The sequence below is a fragment of the Acinetobacter sp. 766875 genome, from assembly GCF_000582055.1.
GTDB lineage: Bacteria > Pseudomonadota > Gammaproteobacteria > Pseudomonadales > Moraxellaceae > Acinetobacter > Acinetobacter nosocomialis.
Genome location: NZ_JEXX01000014.1, coordinates 66,511 through 87,999, shown reverse-complemented (window position 1 = coordinate 87,999; position 21,489 = coordinate 66,511). Strand labels below are relative to the sequence as shown.

16 protein-coding genes, 2 tRNA genes, 2 rRNA genes and 1 pseudogene are annotated in these 21,489 nt (G+C 41.3%); 8 read left to right on the top strand and 13 right to left on the bottom strand.

What is annotated here, in order from left to right; all coding sequences use genetic code 11:
- Positions 1 to 5: 5 nt before the first annotated feature.
- From J576_RS12870 to J576_RS12840, 7 genes and pseudogenes are all read right to left on the bottom strand, one after another.
- Positions 6 to 2,896, bottom strand: a 23S ribosomal RNA gene (locus tag J576_RS12870).
- A 340-nt stretch (positions 2,897 to 3,236) separates the two neighbouring features.
- A tRNA-Ala gene (locus J576_RS12865) sits at positions 3,237 to 3,312 on the bottom strand.
- A 55-nt stretch (positions 3,313 to 3,367) separates the two neighbouring features.
- Positions 3,368 to 3,444, bottom strand: a tRNA-Ile gene (locus J576_RS12860).
- A gap of 59 nt (positions 3,445 to 3,503) precedes the next feature.
- Positions 3,504 to 5,041 (bottom strand): 16S ribosomal RNA (locus J576_RS12855).
- Together the 16S and 23S rRNA genes with 2 tRNA genes alongside form the textbook arrangement of a ribosomal RNA operon.
- Positions 5,042 to 5,484: 443 nt before the next feature.
- Positions 5,485 to 6,571 (bottom strand): annotated as a pseudogene (locus J576_RS12850) (DUF6670 family protein).
- A 17-nt stretch (positions 6,572 to 6,588) separates the two neighbouring features.
- A complete protein-coding gene (gene pssA / locus J576_RS12845; protein ID WP_002050746.1) occupies positions 6,589 to 7,422 on the bottom strand; it encodes a CDP-diacylglycerol--serine O-phosphatidyltransferase in 834 nt (277 codons plus the stop codon).
- A gap of 41 nt (positions 7,423 to 7,463) precedes the next feature.
- Positions 7,464 to 8,321 (bottom strand): 23S rRNA (adenine(2030)-N(6))-methyltransferase RlmJ, encoded by an 858-nt coding sequence (locus J576_RS12840; protein WP_002050741.1) that lies wholly within the window; start codon positions 8,319 to 8,321, stop codon positions 7,464 to 7,466.
- A 117-nt stretch (positions 8,322 to 8,438) separates the two neighbouring features.
- On the opposite strand from J576_RS12840, the gene J576_RS12835 reads away from it, so the two are divergent.
- Positions 8,439 to 9,044: a 2OG-Fe(II) oxygenase gene (locus J576_RS12835; RefSeq protein ID WP_002050740.1), complete on the top strand. Its 606-nt coding sequence runs from the start codon at positions 8,439 to 8,441 to the stop codon at positions 9,042 to 9,044.
- A 68-nt stretch (positions 9,045 to 9,112) separates the two neighbouring features.
- On the top strand, positions 9,113 to 9,640 hold the full coding sequence (locus tag J576_RS12830) for a hypothetical protein (protein WP_002050748.1): 528 nt from the start codon (positions 9,113 to 9,115) through the stop codon (positions 9,638 to 9,640).
- A gap of 50 nt (positions 9,641 to 9,690) precedes the next feature.
- Here the strand turns inward: J576_RS12830 and J576_RS12825 are convergent, their stop codons facing one another.
- The 4 genes from J576_RS12825 to J576_RS12810 all read right to left on the bottom strand — a co-directional run bounded on the left by J576_RS12825 (position 9,691) and on the right by J576_RS12810 (position 13,961).
- Complete coding sequence (locus tag J576_RS12825) at positions 9,691 to 9,936, bottom strand: DUF2789 family protein (protein ID WP_002050753.1); 246 nt, start codon at positions 9,934 to 9,936, stop codon at positions 9,691 to 9,693.
- A 163-nt stretch (positions 9,937 to 10,099) separates the two neighbouring features.
- Entirely contained in the window at positions 10,100 to 11,086 is a 987-nt protein-coding gene (locus J576_RS12820; RefSeq protein ID WP_002050778.1) for a malate dehydrogenase, read from the bottom strand.
- 211 nt (positions 11,087 to 11,297) lie between these two features.
- Positions 11,298 to 11,960 carry a ribonuclease T2 family protein gene (locus J576_RS12815; protein ID WP_004711857.1) on the bottom strand — a complete coding sequence of 221 codons (663 nt, stop codon included), beginning with the start codon at positions 11,958 to 11,960 and terminating at the stop codon, positions 11,298 to 11,300.
- Positions 11,961 to 12,017: 57 nt separating this feature from the next.
- Positions 12,018 to 13,961 carry a lytic transglycosylase domain-containing protein gene (locus tag J576_RS12810; RefSeq protein WP_002050761.1) on the bottom strand — a complete coding sequence of 648 codons (1,944 nt, stop codon included), beginning with the start codon at positions 13,959 to 13,961 and terminating at the stop codon, positions 12,018 to 12,020.
- A gap of 287 nt (positions 13,962 to 14,248) precedes the next feature.
- Between J576_RS12810 and miaB the strand changes: the two genes are divergently transcribed.
- Genes miaB through ybeY form a run of 3 tightly spaced genes read left to right on the top strand, consistent with a single transcriptional unit; the run spans position 14,249 to position 17,312 of the window.
- The gene (gene miaB, locus J576_RS12805; protein WP_002050781.1) at positions 14,249 to 15,700 is read left to right on the top strand and encodes a tRNA (N6-isopentenyl adenosine(37)-C2)-methylthiotransferase MiaB; all 1,452 of its coding nucleotides are present in this window, start codon (positions 14,249 to 14,251) and stop codon (positions 15,698 to 15,700) included.
- Positions 15,701 to 15,737: 37 nt separating this feature from the next.
- A complete protein-coding gene (locus J576_RS12800) occupies positions 15,738 to 16,826 on the top strand; it encodes a PhoH family protein (RefSeq protein WP_002050786.1) in 1,089 nt (362 codons plus the stop codon).
- A gap of 9 nt (positions 16,827 to 16,835) precedes the next feature.
- A complete protein-coding gene (gene ybeY / locus J576_RS12795) occupies positions 16,836 to 17,312 on the top strand; it encodes an rRNA maturation RNase YbeY (RefSeq protein ID WP_002050749.1) in 477 nt (158 codons plus the stop codon).
- Between the two features lie 89 nt (positions 17,313 to 17,401).
- Here ybeY and J576_RS12790 read toward each other — a convergent pair whose 3' ends face one another.
- On the bottom strand, positions 17,402 to 18,286 hold the full coding sequence (locus J576_RS12790) for an energy transducer TonB (protein ID WP_025467872.1): 885 nt from the start codon (positions 18,284 to 18,286) through the stop codon (positions 17,402 to 17,404).
- Positions 18,287 to 18,519: 233 nt separating this feature from the next.
- Here J576_RS12790 and J576_RS12785 point away from each other — a divergent pair, with 233 nt between their 5' ends.
- From J576_RS12785 to J576_RS12775, 3 genes are all read left to right on the top strand, one after another.
- Positions 18,520 to 19,191 (top strand): hypothetical protein, encoded by a 672-nt coding sequence (locus tag J576_RS12785; protein ID WP_002050771.1) that lies wholly within the window; start codon positions 18,520 to 18,522, stop codon positions 19,189 to 19,191.
- Between the two features lie 157 nt (positions 19,192 to 19,348).
- Positions 19,349 to 20,062, top strand: a complete 714-nt coding sequence (locus J576_RS12780) for a DUF3108 domain-containing protein (protein ID WP_002050776.1) — start codon at positions 19,349 to 19,351, stop codon at positions 20,060 to 20,062.
- Between the two features lie 71 nt (positions 20,063 to 20,133).
- Positions 20,134 to 20,709 carry a xanthine phosphoribosyltransferase gene (locus J576_RS12775; protein ID WP_002050789.1) on the top strand — a complete coding sequence of 192 codons (576 nt, stop codon included), beginning with the start codon at positions 20,134 to 20,136 and terminating at the stop codon, positions 20,707 to 20,709.
- 54 nt (positions 20,710 to 20,763) lie between these two features.
- On the opposite strand, the gene wrbA is transcribed toward J576_RS12775, so the two are convergent.
- Positions 20,764 to 21,366: an NAD(P)H:quinone oxidoreductase gene (gene wrbA, locus J576_RS12770; protein WP_185126866.1), complete on the bottom strand. Its 603-nt coding sequence runs from the start codon at positions 21,364 to 21,366 to the stop codon at positions 20,764 to 20,766.
- Positions 21,367 to 21,489: the final 123 nt, after the last annotated feature.

Sequence of the window (21,489 nt, the reverse complement as noted above, 5' to 3'; positions counted from 1 at the left end):
GTTGTATAGTCAAGCCTCACGAGCAATTAGTATTGGTCAGCTTCACATATCACTATGCTTCCACATCCAACCTATCAACGTCCTAGTCTCGAACGGCTCTTTAGAGGAATAAATTCCTAGGGAAATCTTATCTTGAGGTAGGCTTCCCGCTTAGATGCTTTCAGCGGTTATCCCTTCCGAACATAGCTACCCGGCGATGCGACTGGCGTCACAACCGGTACACCAGAGGTTCGTCCACTCTGGTCCTCTCGTACTAGGAGCAGATCCTCTCAAATTTCCAGCGCCCACGGTAGATAGGGACCGAACTGTCTCACGACGTTCTAAACCCAGCTCGCGTACCTCTTTAAATGGCGAACAGCCATACCCTTGGGACCTGCTTCAGCCCCAGGATGAGATGAGCCGACATCGAGGTGCCAAACACCGCCGTCGATATGAACTCTTGGGCGGTATCAGCCTGTTATCCCCAGAGTACCTTTTATCCGTTGAGCGATGGCCCTTCCATACAGAACCACCGGATCACTAAGACCTACTTTCGTACCTGCTCGACTTGTGGGTCTCGCAGTTAAGCGCGCTTTTGCCTTTATACTCTACGCGTGATTTCCGACCACGCTGAGCGCACCTTCGTACTCCTCCGTTACTCTTTAGGAGGAGACCGCCCCAGTCAAACTACCCACCAGACACGGTCCTCGTCCCGGATAACGGGACAGAGTTAGAACCTCAACATTACCAGGGTGGTATTTCAAGGACGGCTCCATTGGAACTAGCGTTCCAACTTCAAAGCCTCCCACCTATCCTACACAAGTAAGGTCAAAGTTCAGTGTCAAGCTGCAGTAAAGGTTCACGGGGTCTTTCCGTCTAGCCGCGGGTACACTGCATCTTCACAGCGATTTCGATTTCACTGAGCCTCTGCTGGAGACAGCGCCGCCATCATTATGCCATTCGTGCAGGTCGGAACTTACCCGACAAGGAATTTCGCTACCTTAGGACCGTTATAGTTACGGCCGCCGTTTACTGGGGCTTCGATCAAGAGCTTCGCTTACGCTAACCCCATCAATTAACCTTCCAGCACCGGGCAGGCATCACACCCTATACGTCCACTTTCGTGTTTGCAGAGTGCTATGTTTTTAATAAACAGTTGCAGCGGCCTGGTTTCTGCGGCTGTCATCAGCTCAGGAAGCAAGTTCCATCACCAACAACAGCGTACCTTCTCCCGAAGTTACGGTACCATTTTGCCTAGTTCCTTCAGCAGAGTTCTCTCAAGCGCCTTGGTCTACTCGACCTGACCACCTGTGTCGGTTTCGGGTACGATTCCTGTGTAACTGAAGCTTAGAGACTTTTCCTGGAAGCATGGTATCAGCCACTTCGCTGTACAAGTACAGCTTGCTATCGGATCTCAGTATAGAGTACCCCGGATTTGCCTAAGATACATACCTACATCCTTCCACCTGGACAACCAACGCCAGGCTGACTTAACCTTCTCCGTCCTCTCATCGCATTACACAGAAGTATTGGAATATTAACCAATTTCCCATCGACTACGCCTTTCGGCCTCGCCTTAGGGGTCGACTCACCCAGCCCCGATTAACGTTGGACTGGAACCCTTGGTCTTTCGGCGAACGGGTTTTTCACCCGTTTTGTCGTTACTCACGTCAGCATTCGCACTTCTGATACCTCCAGCATACTTCTCAATACACCTTCATCGGCTTACAGAACGCTCCCCTACCACTTGACTAATGTCAAATCCGCAGCTTCGGCACATAGTTTTAGCCCCGTTACATCTTCCGCGCAGGCCGACTCGACTAGTGAGCTATTACGCTTTCTTTAAAGGGTGGCTGCTTCTAAGCCAACCTCCTAGCTGTCTATGCCTTCCCACATCGTTTCCCACTTAACTATGATTTTGGGGCCTTAGCTGGCGGTCTGGATTGTTTTCCTCTTGACTACGGACGTTAGCACCCGCAGTCTGTCTCCCGGATAGTACTCATAGGTATTCGGAGTTTGCATCGGTTTGGTAAGTCGGGATGACCCCCTAGCCGAAACAGTGCTCTACCCCCTATGGTATTCGTCCGAGGCGCTACCTAAATAGCTTTCGGGGAGAACCAGCTATCACCAGGCTTGATTAGCCTTTCACCCCTATCCACAAGTCATCCCCTGGCTTTTCAACGACAGTGGGTTCGGTCCTCCAGTTAGTGTTACCCAACCTTCAACCTGCTCATGGATAGATCGCCTGGTTTCGGGTCTATACCCAGCAACTAAACGCCCTATTAAGACTCGATTTCTCTACGGCTCCCCTATACGGTTAACCTCGCTACTGAATATAAGTCGCTGACCCATTATACAAAAGGTACGCAGTCACACCACGAAGGTGCTCCCACTGCTTGTATGCATGCGGTTTCAGGATCTATTTCACTCCCCTCACAGGGGTTCTTTTCGCCTTTCCCTCACGGTACTGGTTCACTATCGGTCAGTCAGGAGTATTTAGCCTTGGAGGATGGTCCCCCCATATTCAGACAAGGTTTCACGTGCCTCGCCCTACTCGTCATCATTATGTGTGCCCTTTCGTGTACGGGAATATCACCCTCTACGTTCGCACTTCCCAGAGCGTTCCACTAAAACACACATAACTTAATGGGCTGATCCCCGTTCGCTCGCCGCTACTGAGGGAATCTCAATTGATTTCTTTTCCTAAGGGTACTGAGATGTTTCACTTCCCCTCGTTCGCCTTGCAACACTATGTATTCATGTTGCAATACCTACCTTAAAGTAGGTGGGTTCCCCCATTCAGACATCTCCGGATCAAAGGATATTTGCCGCCTCCCCGGAGCTTTTCGCAGGCTATCACGTCTTTCATCGCCTCTGACTGCCAAGGCATCCACCACATGCACTTAATTACTTGACTATACAACCCCAAACAGTCGACGTTACCTACAAGTTAGTAACTTCAACATTTCAGTTTAGAGCACTGTGTATTTAAACACTGTACAGCTTCAATCTAAATTCATATACCAAAACGCTTGATTCAGTTAATTTGCTAGTTCTCAATTCATTCAGATTAATTGCTTAATCTAAACTCTTGAGTGAACAATTTATTTCAGACTCAATTTTGCCAATCTGTTAATGAATAAACACGCCTTCGTCAGGTCATGCTTAATACCGTGATACTTAAATCACAGAAGTTAATAAACCAAGACCGAAATCTCTATTTACTAATTTCTGTAATCCGAACTTATCTTAAGTTCTGGTGGAGACTAGGAGAGTCGAACTCCTGACCTCCTGCGTGCAAAGCAGGCGCTCTACCAACTAAGCTAAGTCCCCAGCTTACATCATCAGTCATGTATCTTTTATCTATAACTTTAACCAGTCAAAGTCATGGTGGGTCTGACAAGACTTGAACTTGTGACCCCACGCTTATCAAGCGTGTGCTCTAACCAACTGAGCTACAGACCCTCAGATACATCTATGAAGAACAACTTGTTGTGGATTCTTACCAATCGTCAATCTTTCGTTAAGGAGGTGATCCAGCCGCAGGTTCCCCTACGGCTACCTTGTTACGACTTCACCCCAGTCATCGGCCACACCGTGGTAACCGCCCTCTTTGCAGTTAGGCTAGCTACTTCTGGTGCAACAAACTCCCATGGTGTGACGGGCGGTGTGTACAAGGCCCGGGAACGTATTCACCGCGGCATTCTGATCCGCGATTACTAGCGATTCCGACTTCATGGAGTCGAGTTGCAGACTCCAATCCGGACTACGATCGGCTTTTTGAGATTAGCATCACATCGCTGTGTAGCAACCCTTTGTACCGACCATTGTAGCACGTGTGTAGCCCTGGCCGTAAGGGCCATGATGACTTGACGTCGTCCCCGCCTTCCTCCAGTTTGTCACTGGCAGTATCCTTAAAGTTCCCGACATTACTCGCTGGCAAATAAGGAAAAGGGTTGCGCTCGTTGCGGGACTTAACCCAACATCTCACGACACGAGCTGACGACAGCCATGCAGCACCTGTATGTAAGTTCCCGAAGGCACCAATCCATCTCTGGAAAGTTCTTACTATGTCAAGGCCAGGTAAGGTTCTTCGCGTTGCATCGAATTAAACCACATGCTCCACCGCTTGTGCGGGCCCCCGTCAATTCATTTGAGTTTTAGTCTTGCGACCGTACTCCCCAGGCGGTCTACTTATCGCGTTAGCTGCGCCACTAAAGCCTCAAAGGCCCCAACGGCTAGTAGACATCGTTTACGGCATGGACTACCAGGGTATCTAATCCTGTTTGCTCCCCATGCTTTCGCACCTCAGCGTCAGTGTTAGGCCAGATGGCTGCCTTCGCCATCGGTATTCCTCCAGATCTCTACGCATTTCACCGCTACACCTGGAATTCTACCATCCTCTCCCACACTCTAGCTAACCAGTATCGAATGCAATTCCCAAGTTAAGCTCGGGGATTTCACATTTGACTTAATTAGCCGCCTACGCGCGCTTTACGCCCAGTAAATCCGATTAACGCTTGCACCCTCTGTATTACCGCGGCTGCTGGCACAGAGTTAGCCGGTGCTTATTCTGCGAGTAACGTCCACTATCTCTAGGTATTATCTAAAGTAGCCTCCTCCTCGCTTAAAGTGCTTTACAACCATAAGGCCTTCTTCACACACGCGGCATGGCTGGATCAGGCTTGCGCCCATTGTCCAATATTCCCCACTGCTGCCTCCCGTAGGAGTCTGGGCCGTGTCTCAGTCCCAGTGTGGCGGATCATCCTCTCAGACCCGCTACAGATCGTCGCCTTGGTAGGCCTTTACCCCACCAACTAGCTAATCCGACTTAGGCTCATCTATTAGCGCAAGGTCCGAAGATCCCCTGCTTTCTCCCGTAGGACGTATGCGGTATTAGCATCCCTTTCGAGATGTTGTCCCCCACTAATAGGCAGATTCCTAAGCATTACTCACCCGTCCGCCGCTAGGTCCAGTAGCAAGCTACCTTCCCCCGCTCGACTTGCATGTGTTAAGCCTGCCGCCAGCGTTCAATCTGAGCCATGATCAAACTCTTCAGTTAAAATCATTTTGCACCTTATTTATAGACAAGGTGCCAATTCTGGCTCATCAATTACTGACTTAAATTTCGCTCAAATAAACTTCGAGTAATTTAAACCAATCAATCAATGAAAATTATTTCGATTAATCAATCAGTAAAAATCCACACAAGTTGTTCTTCAATTCTCTTAATGATCTTCTTCCTGGTTCGTCACCAGCAAGCTAGGTCGGCTATATTACTCTTAATCTCTTAAAAGTCAACAGGTAATTTCGATATTTTTAAAACTTATCTCTCAAACCAACTTAACATCAAATTCATCACTTAAAGCAACCAACTTAATCTCAAGTAACTGTTTTTCAACAAGTTTCTATCTGCATCACCGCCGATGGATGTGCATTATAGACCATTAACTTACCTTTGCAATACCTTTTTTAATATTAGCGCAACGACAGTTCGCTTTTTGATCAAAAATGATAAAAATATTCATTTTTTATATAAACATGGTTGTAAAAGCATCAATTTATCTAGGATTTTCTCATCTTGATTCTTCTCTTGCCATCTTAATGGACGGCAATCGATATATTCACAATATCCACCTTCTCCTTGAAGGCATTGATCATTCCAGCTTAACTGGTAACGGAAACTTCCAATATATCCAGCAGCGAATCCAAATTTGTAATCACCACGACTTTCTGCATAGAGTTCGAAAATTACTTTTCCATTTTTTTTACATTGCCAAGAAAACTCTCGAGGTAAATACATTTCACGTCCATGTGGTGTTTCAACCTTTGGATAAACCCGATGGATATGGAAATTAACATCTTCCGTAAATGTGACAGCAGGCTTTCCTAGCTCTTGAATATCTAAACGTGAAAACAGAATAATATTCCATTGATTTCTTATTTGAGAAAGTGTGATTTGTGTTGTTTCATTTAAATTAATAATCTGGCAGGTATAAAAACATAAAGATAAGAAAGGTAAATGCAAGGCCCGAGCATGTTTAAAACGTCCTAATCCATTGACTTCATATTTCTGCCCTTTATATAAAATCTCTCCTTCACAATGACATAAAACAGACCAGTAGTCAGATATTCCCCACTGTAGTGCTGAAGAATTGGAAATATCAGAAGGTGTTTGGACAACTAAGTCACAACTCATTTCAGAATCTGTTCGTGTAAGCTGAACTCTTGGAATTTGCCATTCAATAAGATCTGTTTTATCAAATTGGTAACTATTAGGAGTAAGTTGACATTGTCTTCGAATAGAATAGGTTTTTAAGTGACCTACACTGTGCAGGCTGTTACTAACCAGTACTGTTGCTGTATCAATTGCTGAAGTCACAATACTGTTTGCGTTATAGCAAAGTGGAATTCTAGGCTGCCCGATTAGACTAATATAATTAAAATAACGAAGTGGGGCCGGTAAATTTGGAAGGATTAAGCCTTGATAGACAACTTTAAAGAAGCCTCTAGCGGGTTGATAAACAACACCCTCATTTGAGTTGAGGCTCAGTTGCTGTAATTGATTTATTGGACTCATCAACTTCGGCATACTGAACCTCATCTAATTTATGTTTTGATAGTCTCGTTATTTTTTTTAGCTAAAAGTGTGGTAACAAAACCTGATAGAGCATAGATGATTGAAACAATCAGAATACCCATTGGGATATTATAAGTGATTGCTGCAAAAATCAGTACTACCGGCAACATAACTACAAAAGGAACACGTTTGCGGTCCATTTGCTTAAATGAATAATATTTAATATTGGAAATCATAAGTAAACCAACAACAACCATGATTACCGCATTAATGACCTGAATCGCAATATCACGCAAATCGAAAATAAACGGATAATCACGAGCCACCCATACAAGCGAAATAATGATAATTGCAGCTAATGGACTTGCAATACCAATAAAATAGCGTTTATCAACTACTCCAATTTGAACATTAAAACGCGCCAAACGGAATGCTGCACAAGCCGTATAAACAAAACAGCATGCTAAGCCGATGCGACCTAAATCATGGAGACTCCAGCTATACATCAGCATTGCTGGCGCCACACCAAATGCTAACAAATCAGATAAAGAATCATATTGCTCACCAAAAGCACTTTGAGCACCAATAGCTCGGGCAACACGTCCATCTAATCCATCGAACAAAGCAGCAAGAAAAATGGCATAGATCGCTTGTGTAAATTCGCCATTCATACTTGCAATAATGGAATAGAAACCAGACAACAAAGCGGCTGTCGTGATTAAGTTAGGCCAAAGATAAATACCTCGGCGCTTCACTTTTTGTCCTTCCGGATTATCTTCTTCTTCAACCACTTCGAACGTAATCCCATCAAAAGAATGTTCATTATGAGTTAAATCTTGCTCTGGTTTAGGCGCATTTGTCATTATTTTCTATTCCAAACATGTGCATTGATTTAGATTAATTATTACTCACCCACTAACCAGCGAACAGCAGCGTGACCACCTGTTTCTTGCATACGTAAGTGAGGAAATAACCATTGTAGGGCTTGGTCTGCTTGCTCAGAAAACTGCCAAGGTGGGTTAATTACCAATAAACCACAACCATTCAGTCCTACAGGTGTGTCATCTGGCCATACACAAATTTCACAAATTAATTGACGGCGAATTCCAGTTTTGAACATTTTCTTTTCAAAACGTTCAATCATTGCGCGGTCTTTAATTGGATACCAAACTGCAAAGACACCTGTTGGCCATTTCTTATAAGCGCTTTGTAAGAGTTCAACCAATTGTGGAAAGTCTTTACGTTCTAATTCGTAAGGCGGGTCAATCATAACCAGACCACGCTTTTCTTTCGGTGGAATTACACCGAGCAAGCCTTCATATGCATCACGCTCATGTAAACCTGCACGTTTATCGCGAATGTTATGACGTAATTGCTGAAAAACATCACGCTGCATTTCAAATATAGTCGCTTTGTCGATTTCACGCATATCTTGCAAAGCAAACCAAGGAGAACCTGGATAGCTACCTTTACCTTCTTCAGTACGTAATTCTTCTACGAGTTTTAAGTATTGCTGGATTGCTTCAGGAGCTTGACGCTTTTCCATTTCAGAAAGCTGTACAAGACGATGAATACCCGTTAGGAATTCTCCTGACTTTTGTGCAGGTGCTTGAGATAGATCATATTTTCCTGCCCCTCCATGCGTATCGATATAACGATAAGGTTTATCTTTAGCATTTAAACGGTTGAGAAGCTGTAGCAAAAGCACATGCTTCATAACATCTGCAAAGTTGCCCGCATGGAAATGGTGACGGTAATTCATGTTGACTTTAATTCCTCAATTCAACGAATAGTTTAACATGAAAAAAATATTCTTTCGTAAGGTTGTGATCATCTAAAATAAGGCTGCTTGATTTTCTTACGATCGATATGAGGTTATATGCGCTCTCGACCACTTCCTGACAGTTGGAATCTGAACCAGATTTTAGATGACTTAAATGCACATGGTTTTGCAATTGTAAACCATGCCTATTCTACTGAGTATCTAGCTCAAGTTGCCACAGAGTGTAGTCATCACTTTGATGAGTTCCGTGAAGCAGGGATTCAAAATGGTGTAGTGAGTACTATTCGAAGCGATCATATTTTATGGATTAATGAGTCACTTCCTATTGCCGAACAACATGTCGAAACCCTAACTTCATTTTGCCAACATCTAAATCAAGCTTTCTTTTTAGGAATTAAAGAGGTTGAAGCGCATTTTGCCTGTTATAACGCAGGTGAATTTTATGCATTACATCGAGATAATCCTCAACAAAAAAATGATCGTATTATTTCTACTGTTTATTATTTACATCCTGAATGGCAGGATGATTGGGGAGGACAATTACGCTTGCAGGACAAAAATGATATTTGGCACATTATTACGCCAGAACCTAATCGCCTAGTTATTTTCCAAAGTAATTTGCTTCATGAAGTTTTAGTTTCTAAACAGCAGCGTTTATCAATTACAGCTTGGCTTCGTAGTGGAAACTCGATTTGGGGTTAGATAAGTGCTCTTTAAATTTCTTAAATAAACCCGATATAAGAGCTATTGATTAAAAAGGGCGAAGGCGTATGTCTATTGAAACAAAAATGATTGTGAGCAGAATTGGTGAAACAGACCAACTCTATTTAACTGAGAATACGCCCGAACTTGCTTTGGAACGTGCAGATTTACGTATGCAGCTCGTTGTATTAAGCCGTGTTCGTCAAGAGCAAATTCATTTTTTGCAAGAAGCTATTGTTTTGCTTGAGCAAGCTCGTATGGAATACGATGAAATGCCGATGCGTTTGTATTTGAATTTATCTCTTCATTTAGCTAAAGCGTATATGATTTATTTTGAGCTAAATAAAGAAAAACGCTTTGCGCTCATTGCACAGCAAATTTTAAAGCCCTTAGCTCACCATCACCATAGTGATATATACTTTTTCTTGGCTTATGCTTCGGCAGCGCAGGAAAAACCAGCTCTTACCCGACATTGGCTTACAAAATATTTATCAACTGCTCAATGTGATCTTGAGTTGGTTCATGAACATCCGGTATTTCATCCAATACGCCATGAGCCATGGTATAAAGAATTATTAAAATTCAAAACCCACTAAAGTGTGAATTTTAAAAGGCCTGTTATTTATAAACAGGCCTTTTTATTTGGTTATTTTTTTACACTATCTTCGTGTAGCTGCTCATTAAGTTCATCAATGACGACAATCCACTCATCATCTTTTTCCCAATGGCTTTTTAGGAAATCACTTTGACCTTGGGACCAAAAAGATGCTTCATGTAACTTCTGCTCAGCGGGTAACTGATGCGTTTTTATAAAATTTTCAATACTCACGTCATCAGCATCTAAACCCAATTGCTCGAATAAAAGTTGTAATGTCGGTTGCTGTTCAAACATTGTTATTCTCCCATGGCTTCTTTTCAATAATCTAGCAACAATAGATGTTAGTTGTATATCTAGGTCTATATTTTCTTGTTGTTTTTTGTGTGTTCTTATTAAATTTCAAATATAAAAAAGCACCCTACAAGAGAGTGCTTTTCCAATTCATTTAACTAATGAATTATTTTAGCATATCAGCAATTGCTGCACGTTCTTCTTCAAGCTCGTTTAGAGTGAAGTTGATACGCTCACGGCTGAATTCATCGATTTCTAAACCTTGAACGATTTTGTATTCACCGTTTTCAGTTGTTACAGGGAAACCGAACATAACGCCTTCAGGAATACCATAAGAACCATCAGATGGAATACCCATAGTTACCCATTTGCCGTTTGTACCAAGTGCCCAATCACGCATATGGTCGATTGCAGCGTTAGCAGCAGAAGCAGCAGAAGACAAACCACGTGCTTCGATAATCGCAGCACCACGCTTACCAACAGTTGGAAGGAATACGTCTTTGTTCCAAGCTGGATCGTTGATCTTGTCTTTTAAGCTTTCACCATTTGCAGTAGCAAAACGGTAGTCAGCATACATTGTTGGAGAGTGGTTACCCCAAACTGTTAATTTTTCGATGTCAGCAACTGCAACACCAGCTTTTTGAGCAACTTGAGTCAATGCACGGTTGTGGTCAAGACGTAACATTGCTGTGAAGTTTTTCGCTGGAAGATCTGGAGCAGATTTCATTGCGATGTAAGCGTTTGTATTTGCAGGGTTACCTACAACTAATACTTTAACGTCACGGCTAGCAACTTCGTTTAATGCTTGACCTTGGCCAATGAAGATTTCACCGTTAACTTTTAACAAGTCAGCACGTTCCATACCAGGACCACGTGGGCGAGAACCAACTAATAATGCATAGTCAGCATCTTTAAATGCAACTTTAGGATCATCAGTCCCGATCATGCCAGCCAATAAAGGGAAAGCACAGTCATCAAGTTCCATCATTACGCCTTTAAGCGCTTGTTGTGCTTTTTCAACTGGAACTTCAAGCAATTGTAAAATAACAGGTTGATCTTTACCTAACATTTCACCGCTTGCGATACGGAATAATAAGCTGTAACCAATTTGACCTGCAGCGCCAGTCACGGCAACACGAACGGGTTGCTTCATGTAATTGTCTCCAATGAGTGTCCTTAATCGGGCTAAATAGCGATTCTACTTAACCAAATCATCATAAACGGCAAAGATTGTACTCTAAAGAAGTTGCAGATGCATGTAAAAGCGACTCATTTTCACCAAAAGTCTGATAGAAAATACAAATTAACCTTTACAAATAGATTCAATGTATGGTGAGCATTTTTCTGTGAAATGGTAGCTACTCTTAATAGCTACCTTTAATTGTAATTTCACTTGGGCAATTAGAGACTACATGATTTGAACATTGCTTATATTGGCCATTTACTGTGTAGCAAACTTTAACTTCAGTAAGTACAACATCGGAACGTGAAAGTTGACAGGAAAAACGAATGCCATTTTGTGGCAAACTCGGGTTAAGCTTTGTAAATTGTTGACGTAATGTAGATTGTTGCATTTCTACATTACTAGAACTGGTTAAATTGGCAGGTATTTTTAATCGTTCAGCGAAGTTAATAATTGTACGGAAATACTGACTGGCGTTCATAGGTACACAGCCACCCACACTCTTCCAAAGTTGCACACGAGCGTTGTTGTCTGGCATCACTCGAGCAACGACTTTAGCTTGCAAGGGCGAAAGGGTGGCAGAACTTTCAGTTGAACAGTCCGTTCTAGTTGTTTCAGGCATTAAACCCGTAATTGTGAGTGAGTACCCTTCAAGACATTTACGCTGCTTCTGTTTAGAAGGATCTAGCGAACAGACAGCAGGCGTCATCTGAACATGCATGACATAACCTTGCACGTTTACAGGTTCCGCATGTAAAACAGAACTCATCAATCCAATGCTTGCACAGATGAGCCACCATGCAAGTTGCGATATTGGATGAAGCCCTAGATATCTATATTTCATTTAATTAAAATTTGGTTATGCCAATTAAAAGAATGTTCCATCATTCATCATCTAAAATTAAGGTGATGATCGCATTGGAATGACTTTCATACGCTGTATTAGCGACTGAGCGCCTTGCCCCAACACCACTCCATAATGGGTCGCATTTGTCATGACATGCTTGACATAATCTCTAGTCTCAAGCAATGGAATGGTTTCTGTATATTGATCAGCTTCAATCGGTTGGTAATCGGGTTGCCAACGTCTTGCACGATTTGGGCCAGCATTATAGCCTGCTGTCGCTAAAACAGGGTTATTGCTTAACTGCCCTTGAATCATTGATAAATAAAATGTTCCATAACGAATATTGGTATTCATTTCACTTAACGCCGCCGGATTATATGTCTCCCCCATCTGACGAGCAATCAACTTTGCTGTATCAGGCATAATTTGCATAAGGCCACCAGCTCCTACATGAGAACGTGCCGAGGTAACAAACCGACTTTCTTGACGCATTAAACCATAAGCCCACGCAGGATCAATTCCAGCATTGTAACTATGACTTACGACATTAGTCTTATGCGGAGTCACATAACGATACGTATCATTATGTTTATTCGTTGTACGATCTGCTGCGTAAATTGCACGATCATACCATCCCATATCGTGAGCACGTTTTGCCGCAGCCAATAATAATCCATCGTCATGCTGAAGATATGCTTGACGGACTGCCCAGTTCCACTCACGGTTGGTATACGTTGGATTTGCGTTAATACGTCTTAAAGTAAATGCACGATTAAAGTGAATATTTTGATCTAGACGGCGTAAATCGCTTGCAGTCGGCTCGTCGTTATATGGCTGATGGTTATAACGTACACCTAAACGGTCTTTTGCAAGAAGATTGTGATAATCATCTCCACTTTCAGCTAATTTTTTATAAATACGCTGTGCCGTGTTTTTAGAGTTACTATCGCCACGTTGTTCTGTCGCACGGGCTAACCAATATTGCCAGCGATCTTCTTGTTTCTGGGAAACTGACATGCTATCAATCGCACGAATTAAGCTTTCCCATGCGCTAAAGCGAATAGCTTGTCGTGCATAAATTTCAGCTTCTTCAGGACTTAGCGGATAACCATAGCTGGCATCAAAATATTGAAGTACTTCACGGTTAAAGTTATTTTTCATCACCGTCGTGCCACCGATATAAGCCACGGTTCGATAAAGATACTTTTGCACGCTCTCTGGAGTACCTTGCGCTACACGCTGTACATTTGCAAAAGCATTACCTAAATCATTATTCGCTAAACGACCTAATGCGAAAATCAAATAGGCATAATCTACATCGTTGGTCTTTGGAGCGGTCCATAAATAATTAAGAGGATTCGCCTGAATCTGGTTGAGCTGAGCCAAAGAAAGATTCATTCCAAGACTTTGAGCAGTTGCAAGAGCTTGTCCTGATAAGCCTGAACGTAGCTGTACCCACAGACGCTGTTGCTTATCTTGGTTACTCATTAATGGACTGGTAAGCATCATACGGCCTAGCCCAACACAAGAGTCTGGTTGTGATTCAGTGGCTAACCAAACATCTTTATATTCTGCAAATACCAATGCATCACCACTTTTAGCTCGTACCTGTGCCAAAGCACAATTTTCGGCTGGGTCAGGGTTAGAGACATAAGGTAACAATGGCTGTGCAGATACAAAATCAGCTTGTTTAACTTTTTCTTCAACATAATCCGCTGCAAGCTTCTCTGCCATAGCAGATTGTGGATAGCGCTGGGCAAAACTTACAATTGAAGTTGGAGATTGAAATCCTAAATTACTGTTTAACTTCCAGTATTCAGGATAATAGCCCAACACATCATTTTGCATTGCAGCCTGATATTGATCTAATAAAGCAGTATTACCACTATTGGCGGCATTTAATGCATCGTTAAATTGTTCTTCTGCGGCATAAGACAATGAACAACCAAGTAAACACACAGCTCCTAACCAGCTACGATGTGCATATTTATTTTTCATCACACGACTCTTGTTTGATGAGCTCTTTTTACCTGGTCTCATAAATGTGCTAAACCCTGACTATCCACCTTTAGGCATAGTTTAATTATTCTTCGTACATTCTTTTGTTGTGTTATGTAACTATCTGATTCGACATCATTAAAATTTATGTCATTTGTCTTCATAAATCATGTGCAGCTTATGGCAGTTTATTGTTATCTGTCTGGCTCAAATACTGCTATAATGATCGGTTTGACCCGTTTTGGGTCATTTTATTATTTATCTAGATCGATCTGTTAGGAGCCTACATGACGGTTCAAACCTTCATTCCCAATGGTGCCAAAGCTGCCTCAGAAAACACTGTTACCCAGCCAACGCACACCACTGATGTTTCAATAAAGAAATTATATATTGAAACTCAAGGGTGTCAGATGAATGAGTATGACAGTCACCGTATGGCAGACCTTTTAGGGGATTCTCACGGTTACGTTTTAACAACTAACCCTAATGAAGCAGACATTCTGCTCATGAATACGTGCTCTATCCGTGAAAAGGCACAAGAGAAAGTATTTAGTGAATTAGGTCGTTGGCGCAAGTTAAAAGAACAAAATCCTGATCTTGTGATTGGTGTAGGTGGTTGTGTTGCATCTCAAGAAGGTGACAACATTCAAAAACGTGCGCCATATGTCGACATGATTTTTGGCCCACAAACCTTACACCGTTTACCACAAATGCTTGACCAACATCATGCACAAGTGGAAAAGCCGAAAAAAGAAAAAATTAAGCTCGTTGATATTTCATTCCCTGATATTGAAAAGTTCGACTTCTTACCTGAACCGCGCGTAGAAGGTTTCAAAGCATTCGTTTCTATTATGGAAGGTTGCTCTAAATACTGCTCTTTCTGCGTGGTTCCATATACTCGTGGCGAAGAGGTTTCTCGTCCACTTGATGATGTGCTTGCAGAAATCGCGGGTCTTGCTGAAAAGGGCGTTCGTGAAATTAGCTTACTTGGTCAAAATGTAAACGGATATCGTGGTGAGACATTCGAAGGCGGTATTTGCACCTTCCCTGAATTGTTACGACTCGTTGCAGAAATTCCTGGAATTGGCCGTTTACGTTATACGACTTCACACCCGCTTGAGTTCTCCGATGAACTTATTCAGTGTTATGAAGATTTACCTCAAATGGTTTCACACTTACATTTGCCTGTACAAAGTGGATCAAATGATGTACTTAAAGCAATGAAGCGAAATCACACCATTGATGTATACATCGACAAGATTGCCAAGTTACGTAAAATACGCCCGGATATGCATTTATCGAGCGATTTTATTATTGGTTTCCCAGGCGAAACTGACGAAAACTTTGCAGAAACATTGCAATTTATCAAAGACTTAGACTTCGATCACTCTTATAGCTTTGTTTACTCAAAACGCCCTGGCACACCAGCATCTGACTTACCAGATACAACTCCTGAACATGTTAAAAAAGAACGTTTAGCACAAGTTCAACAAGTCATTAAGCAATCTAGTATTGAAAAAACTGATGCAATGCTTGGCAAAATTGAACGTGTACTTATCGAGAAAGTGTCTGATCAAGACCCTAATATTTTAGTAGGTACAGCAGACAATACTCGCTTAGTAACTTTTGTAGGTGATGCTTCTTGGGTTGGCCGTTTTGCCGAGATCGAGATTACTGAAATTAAAACTTTAAATTTAGTTTACGGTGAACTCTTGAATCTTGAGCCTGACGTGGCGTAATGTAGAGGTATTCTAAAGTCTACTGAAAGGTTTTCTCTTGACTGCAGCGATTCGACGTACCGTAACATTTCCTGAAATTTCAATGGAACGTTTAAAGAGCATCTTGGGTGCCTATAATGGGCACCTTAAGCAAATCGAACAGCGTTTAGATGTCAAAATTACTCATCGTGGAGATGTTTTTCACATAGATGGTGAGATAGATGCTGTTGGGAGAGCCGAAGCATTATTGCAACGACTCTACGAAGAAACTGAAGAGTCTCAGCAAATCAGTGCTGATCTATTACATCTCTTGATTCAATCTTCACAAACTGAACGTAATTTCGAGTTAGTTGGTGAAGAGATGGAAGAGCATGATGCGCCAATGGATGTCTATTTCCAGACTCGAAAAGGTCGCATTAATCCACGTGGTGCCAATCAAAAACGCTATGTACAACGTATTTTACAAAGCGATATTTCTTTTGGTGTAGGCCCTGCTGGTACAGGTAAGACTTATTTAGCAGTTGCCGCCGCAGTCGACATGTTAGAGCGTAATGAAATCCAGCGGATTTTACTTGTTCGCCCTGCGGTAGAAGCAGGAGAAAAGCTCGGTTTCTTACCTGGTGATCTCACCCAGAAAATTGATCCATACCTACGTCCTCTTTACGATGCCCTTTACGAAATGCTTGGCTTTGAAAAAGTTGCCAAGTTAATCGAGCGTCAAGTGATTGAAGTGGCACCTCTTGCTTATATGCGTGGCCGTACACTTAACCATTCATTTGTAATTTTGGATGAAGCGCAAAACACTACGCCTGAACAAATGAAAATGTTCTTGACCCGTTTAGGTTTTGGCTCTCGTGCAGTGATTACAGGTGACATTACCCAAGTAGATTTACCTCGAGGCCAACAATCCGGTTTGGCACACGCCCTTCGTGTACTTGAGAACATTAAAGAAATTCATATTACCCGTTTCCATTCTCGCGACGTTGTACGTCATCAACTTGTTCAAAAAATTGTTGAAGCGTATGAAGGTTGGGATGGTGAACAACAGCGTCTTAATGCTGAAGCACGCGCTGAACGTAAAGCACGCCAAGAAGCATTAGTCGCTGAAAACGATACAGCAGCAGACCTGCAACATCAGGATGCCTAAGGATTCACTTTGAAAATCAGTTTAAGTTTACAACAAGACTTTCAATCCCCTGAGTTAGAGCTCAAACGAGCTCAACTCAAAAAAATTATTGAGATAACTTTACGCCACGTTGGCTACAAAGAAGACTGTGAAATTGGTGTTGCCTGTGTTGATCTGGAAGAAAGCCATCAACTTAACTTGCAATATCGTGAGAAAGATAAACCCACCAATGTTCTCTCGTTTCCAAGCGACATTCCCGAAGAAGTCCTACCAATGCTTGATGCATTACCACTAGGTGATTTGGTGATTTGTATTCCAGTGGTATTACAAGAAGCTCTGGAACAAAAGAAAACTGCCCAAAATCATTTTGCACATCTTTTAGTACATGGTGTTCTGCACTTACTCGGCTATGACCATGAAATAAGTGATGAAGATGCAGAAGAAATGGAAGGTTTAGAGATCGAAATTTTAGCTAAACTCAATATTGCTAATCCTTATCAGGAATAATCAATTTCTCTCAAACCATTAAGAACGCAAATAGCTTCTTAATTCATTTTTAAAATGTGGATATCCTAAAAGTTATCCACATTTTTTCATTAATGAACTTCAAACTCGGCTTCAGCTGGATCAAAACGCCAAGTACGCACAATACGTAGCTCGGAAATATCCTTCATATTTGCATCAAAACGACCAAACGGTGCTCCACGACGTACTGATGCCTTTGCTGCCTCATCTAAAACTGGATGTCCTGAACTTTCAAGTAAACGAATTGCACGAATTCCCCCTTGAGCATTTAAAATTACCATAAGGCGGACTTCACCTTTTAGCTGTTGCTGCTTGGCTTCTTCTGGATAATAGCGGTTACCGTAAAGCTCTACTTTTTCACGGAATTTATCTAGATAAGCTGCTGAGGCATCTTTCTTGGCTTGAATACCATCTACTGTTTTTATTTTTTGTTGGCGGCTGAAATCTTGCTGACGTTGCAAATATTGAGCTTCAAGGCTCGCGACCATTGCGGCTTTTGCCTGAAATTGGCTCTGTAACTGTTCAAGTGCTTTTTTCCTTTGGCTCTCCTCTGCTTGTTTCTGCCAACTCAACACAGTCATTAATACTTTTTCTTCAAATTTAAGTTCTCTTTGTTGCTGCACTTTTTCCAAAGTGTCTAACTGAGCTTCGCCAGTTGAAGCATCAGTCGGCATAGGCGTCGGAGAATTACTGGACATTCGATGAGCCGCTCGAAAAGTTCCCGAACCCTGCTGGTCTGCTTGAGCTAAAAAGTCTGCATGCTTAACGATCTCTTCTGTAGGACGAACCGATATCGCAATTTCTTTAGTCGATTGTTCTAATGGTGCAGGCATCGCAAAATGGATGAGCAGTATAAAAGTATGCAATAAGATTGCGAGTATTATCGCAACAATAAAGACTCGGTCTTGCCACCAATAATGAAAAGGCTCTATAAAAAGACTTCTTTTTTTCAACATAATCTTAAAAGCATATAAATGCCTTTTCCCCAGAGTATTAATAACCGAACAAAATACAAACTGATATTCAAATATGGATAAAAGTGTGATTCACTTCAAATATAGGTTTTTATCCATTTTCATTTTGTGAAAATGTATCAATTAAATTTGTTACACTGCAATATCAAAACCTGTTTTTAACATAATAAAGAGTGTGTTGTTTCTTTAATAATTCATCTTCTGGAAGTTCTTTTATGCAAACGCTATTTTCCTCATTAGTCAAACGTCTTCATAAAGTCTACCGAAAAGCTGAAGCCTTCATTGAGGAAGAAAGAGATTTTACATTGTCGCAAACTTTTCTAAATGCGACCTTAGAACGTTACGTGACTAATAATGTCGAGTTTTTAGATGATCTACATGCAGACCTTTATCATGACTGGTTAAGGCTCTATGCCACAATGCATGTTAAAGGTTTAGAGACAACTTTATCTGTCGACTTAAAATTGATACAGATGGAATTCAACAAAGAACAGCAACTTATTGTATTTGAACAAATTAGTAATACACAAATTGTAGAAGCTAAATATAAAAATTTCTGGCAAAAAATTGCTGTAAAAGCTGCTATTTTTTACTATCACAAAATTCTAAAAAAAGATCCATTGGGCATGATTTTAGAGCGTTTTAACGTAGCCCAAGAAAAAGACGACCTTATCTTTCTAGACCTAAATCGTTGGTTCGGTAAAAAAGCCAGCATTATTGAAACTTTAGGAAAGGTGCATATCAACTATGCTCGAGTACGTGAAGCAGAATTAGTCGTCTTTGGTAACGTCAATCTTGCCGCGTTACTTTTCCGAGACCAAGAAGATGACTTTGAAGGTGATCTTGAAGACACTGAAATTACGCCAATACAGCAAAAAGATGCATAACAACTGTATGAGCTAAAGAAATTCATTGTTAAAAAACACAAAGAGATTACATATTTAGCATAAATCCTGATTTTTTCTCCATGATCAACAGGCATAATATGCAAAAGTCATAGATGCATCAGCACTGACCTTTCAGTCTGTACAAGGATATTTACTTATGGCAACAAAATTTCTGAAATCATTCAGCATCGCAACTGGTATTTCGACAACTTTGCTTATTGCAAGTTTCTCTAGCCATGCACTTGCCATGAGCCCATTTCAGGCAAATTATCAGTTTACCTATAATAATAAAGGCATGGGTTCAGCAACACGCGCACTTAGTCAACAAGGCAATAACTGGACTTATCTATTCACTGCAAAAGCAGGCGGTATTGCTTCTGCGAGCGAAACAAGTAAATTTAGTTTTGCAAATGGCAAAATCGGATCACAAAGCTTTAGCCGTACCAGTAAAATTTTAATTCATAACAATACTATGAATATTAATTTTAACCCTGGCAATAAGACAATTAGCACCAAGAAAGATGATAAAGCACGAACATTTGCTTGGCAGCCTGGCGTACTTGACGAGCTAAATGCTGAATTGCAAGTGCGTGAAGATTTAAAAAATGGTTCACTTAAGTCTTCGTACCCTCTTGCCGATGCAAAAGAAGTTGAAAACCGCCGTTTTGTAAAACAAGGCAGCGAAAAAATTAAAACTTCTTATGGCACTTTTGATACTGTAAAAGTTGTCTTAGAACATGGCCGACCAGATCGTAGTACGATTTTCTGGCTAGCGCCTAAATTAGACTACTTACCGGTTAAGGTAAGTCATATTGATGGCAAAACATCTTATGGTTTGTTATTAACAAGTTATAGCGGTAAAACGAATTAAAGCTTGCATTTTTTCGGATGCTTTTTAAAATACGCATTTGCTTTAAAAGCATCCGTCTAGAGGATTCTCCCGTGCACGCACTAGAACAGAAAATCTTAACAGAAGGTATCGTTCTATCTGATCAAGTGTTGAAAGTCGACGCTTTCTTAAATCACCAAATTGACCCTGTCCTCATGCAGCAGATTGGTAAAGAATTTGCCGCTCGCTTCAAAGATGCAGGGATTACCAAGATTATTACCATTGAAGCTTCAGGTATTGCGCCAGCAATCATGGCAGGGTTAGAACTTGGTGTACCTGTGATTTTTGCTCGTAAATATCAATCGCTGACTTTGAAAGACGATTTATATCGCGCCAAAGTGTTTAGTTTTACTAAACAAACAGAAAGTACTATTGCTATTTCAAATAAACACATCAACTCAAGCGATAAAGCTTTAGTAATTGATGACTTTTTGGCAAATGGTCAAGCTGCACTCGGTTTGATTGACTTAATTCACCAAGCAAACGCAGAGGTTGTAGGTGTTGGTATTGTGATTGAGAAATCATTCCAACCTGGCCGTGATTTATTGCTTGAGAAAGGTTACCGCGTTGAATCATTAGCACGTGTTAAATCACTTACTGATGGCACAGTAACTTTTGTTAAAGAATAAAATTGTTTCAATAAAAAAAGAGCGGACTTTCGCTCTTTTTTTATTTTTATAAAACTATAGGCAAAGCTTTTTTACCACTTCACCTAAACGTCTACCTTGTGCTTCACATAAAAGCTTTTCATCTTGGCTTAAACTTTGGTCATGTCTAGGACCACTCACATGGCTTGCACCATAAGGAGTTCCGCCAGTTTTCGTATTCGACAACGCAGGGATAGAATTTGGCAAACCTAAAATCATCATGCCGTGATGAAATAATGGAGGTAACATCGTCAACAAAGTACTTTCTTGTCCACCATGCATTGAACCAGAAGAAGTAAAAACGCATGCTGGTTTATCATGCAAAGCACCATTTAACCAAAGACTTGTGGTCTGATCCCAAAAATACTTCATTTCGCTCGCCATATTACCAAAGCGGGTTGGAGACCCTAGAGCCAAGCCTGCACAATTGGCTAAATCCTCTAAAGTACAATAAATATCGCCTTCTTCGGGAATGCTCGGTTCAGCCTCAGTTACAACTGTTGCAATATTGGGTACTGTTCGTATTTTTACACTGATACCTGCAGATTCAACACCATTCGCAATAAGATGCGCCATTTCTTTAGTAGAACCATATTTACTGTAATAAAGCACAAGAATGTAAGGTTGCATCGGTTTCATGAATTTTGTTAAAAAGAACACTATACGGTATTTTTTATTTTTTTGGCTTAGCCAATTTTATGAAATTTTAAAGGTGATTGATTTTTAAAGGCAACCGTAACAAATATTTGTAAAAGCTTTTTA

Bases quoted from the DNA above. Each gene is read 5' to 3' on its own strand.
- pssA (WP_002050746.1), bottom strand. From the start codon at position 7,422: ATGACAAATGCGCCTAAACCAGAGCAAGATTTAACTCATAATGAACAT.
- J576_RS12840 (WP_002050741.1), bottom strand. From the start codon at position 8,321: ATGAATTACCGTCACCATTTCCATGCGGGCAACTTTGCAGATGTTATG.
- J576_RS12835 (WP_002050740.1), top strand. From the start codon at position 8,439: ATGCGCTCTCGACCACTTCCTGACAGTTGGAATCTGAACCAGATTTTA.
- J576_RS12830 (WP_002050748.1), top strand. From the start codon at position 9,113: ATGTCTATTGAAACAAAAATGATTGTGAGCAGAATTGGTGAAACAGAC.
- J576_RS12825 (WP_002050753.1), bottom strand. From the start codon at position 9,936: ATGTTTGAACAGCAACCGACATTACAACTTTTATTCGAGCAATTGGGT.
- J576_RS12820 (WP_002050778.1), bottom strand. From the start codon at position 11,086: ATGAAGCAACCCGTTCGTGTTGCCGTGACTGGCGCTGCAGGTCAAATT.
- J576_RS12815 (WP_004711857.1), bottom strand. From the start codon at position 11,960: ATGAAATATAGATATCTAGGGCTTCATCCAATATCGCAACTTGCATGG.
- J576_RS12810 (WP_002050761.1), bottom strand. From the start codon at position 13,961: ATGAAAAATAAATATGCACATCGTAGCTGGTTAGGAGCTGTGTGTTTA.
- miaB (WP_002050781.1), top strand. From the start codon at position 14,249: ATGACGGTTCAAACCTTCATTCCCAATGGTGCCAAAGCTGCCTCAGAA.
- J576_RS12790 (WP_025467872.1), bottom strand. From the start codon at position 18,286: ATGTTGAAAAAAAGAAGTCTTTTTATAGAGCCTTTTCATTATTGGTGG.
- J576_RS12785 (WP_002050771.1), top strand. From the start codon at position 18,520: ATGCAAACGCTATTTTCCTCATTAGTCAAACGTCTTCATAAAGTCTAC.
- J576_RS12780 (WP_002050776.1), top strand. From the start codon at position 19,349: ATGGCAACAAAATTTCTGAAATCATTCAGCATCGCAACTGGTATTTCG.
- wrbA (WP_185126866.1), bottom strand. From the start codon at position 21,366: ATGAAACCGATGCAACCTTACATTCTTGTGCTTTATTACAGTAAATAT.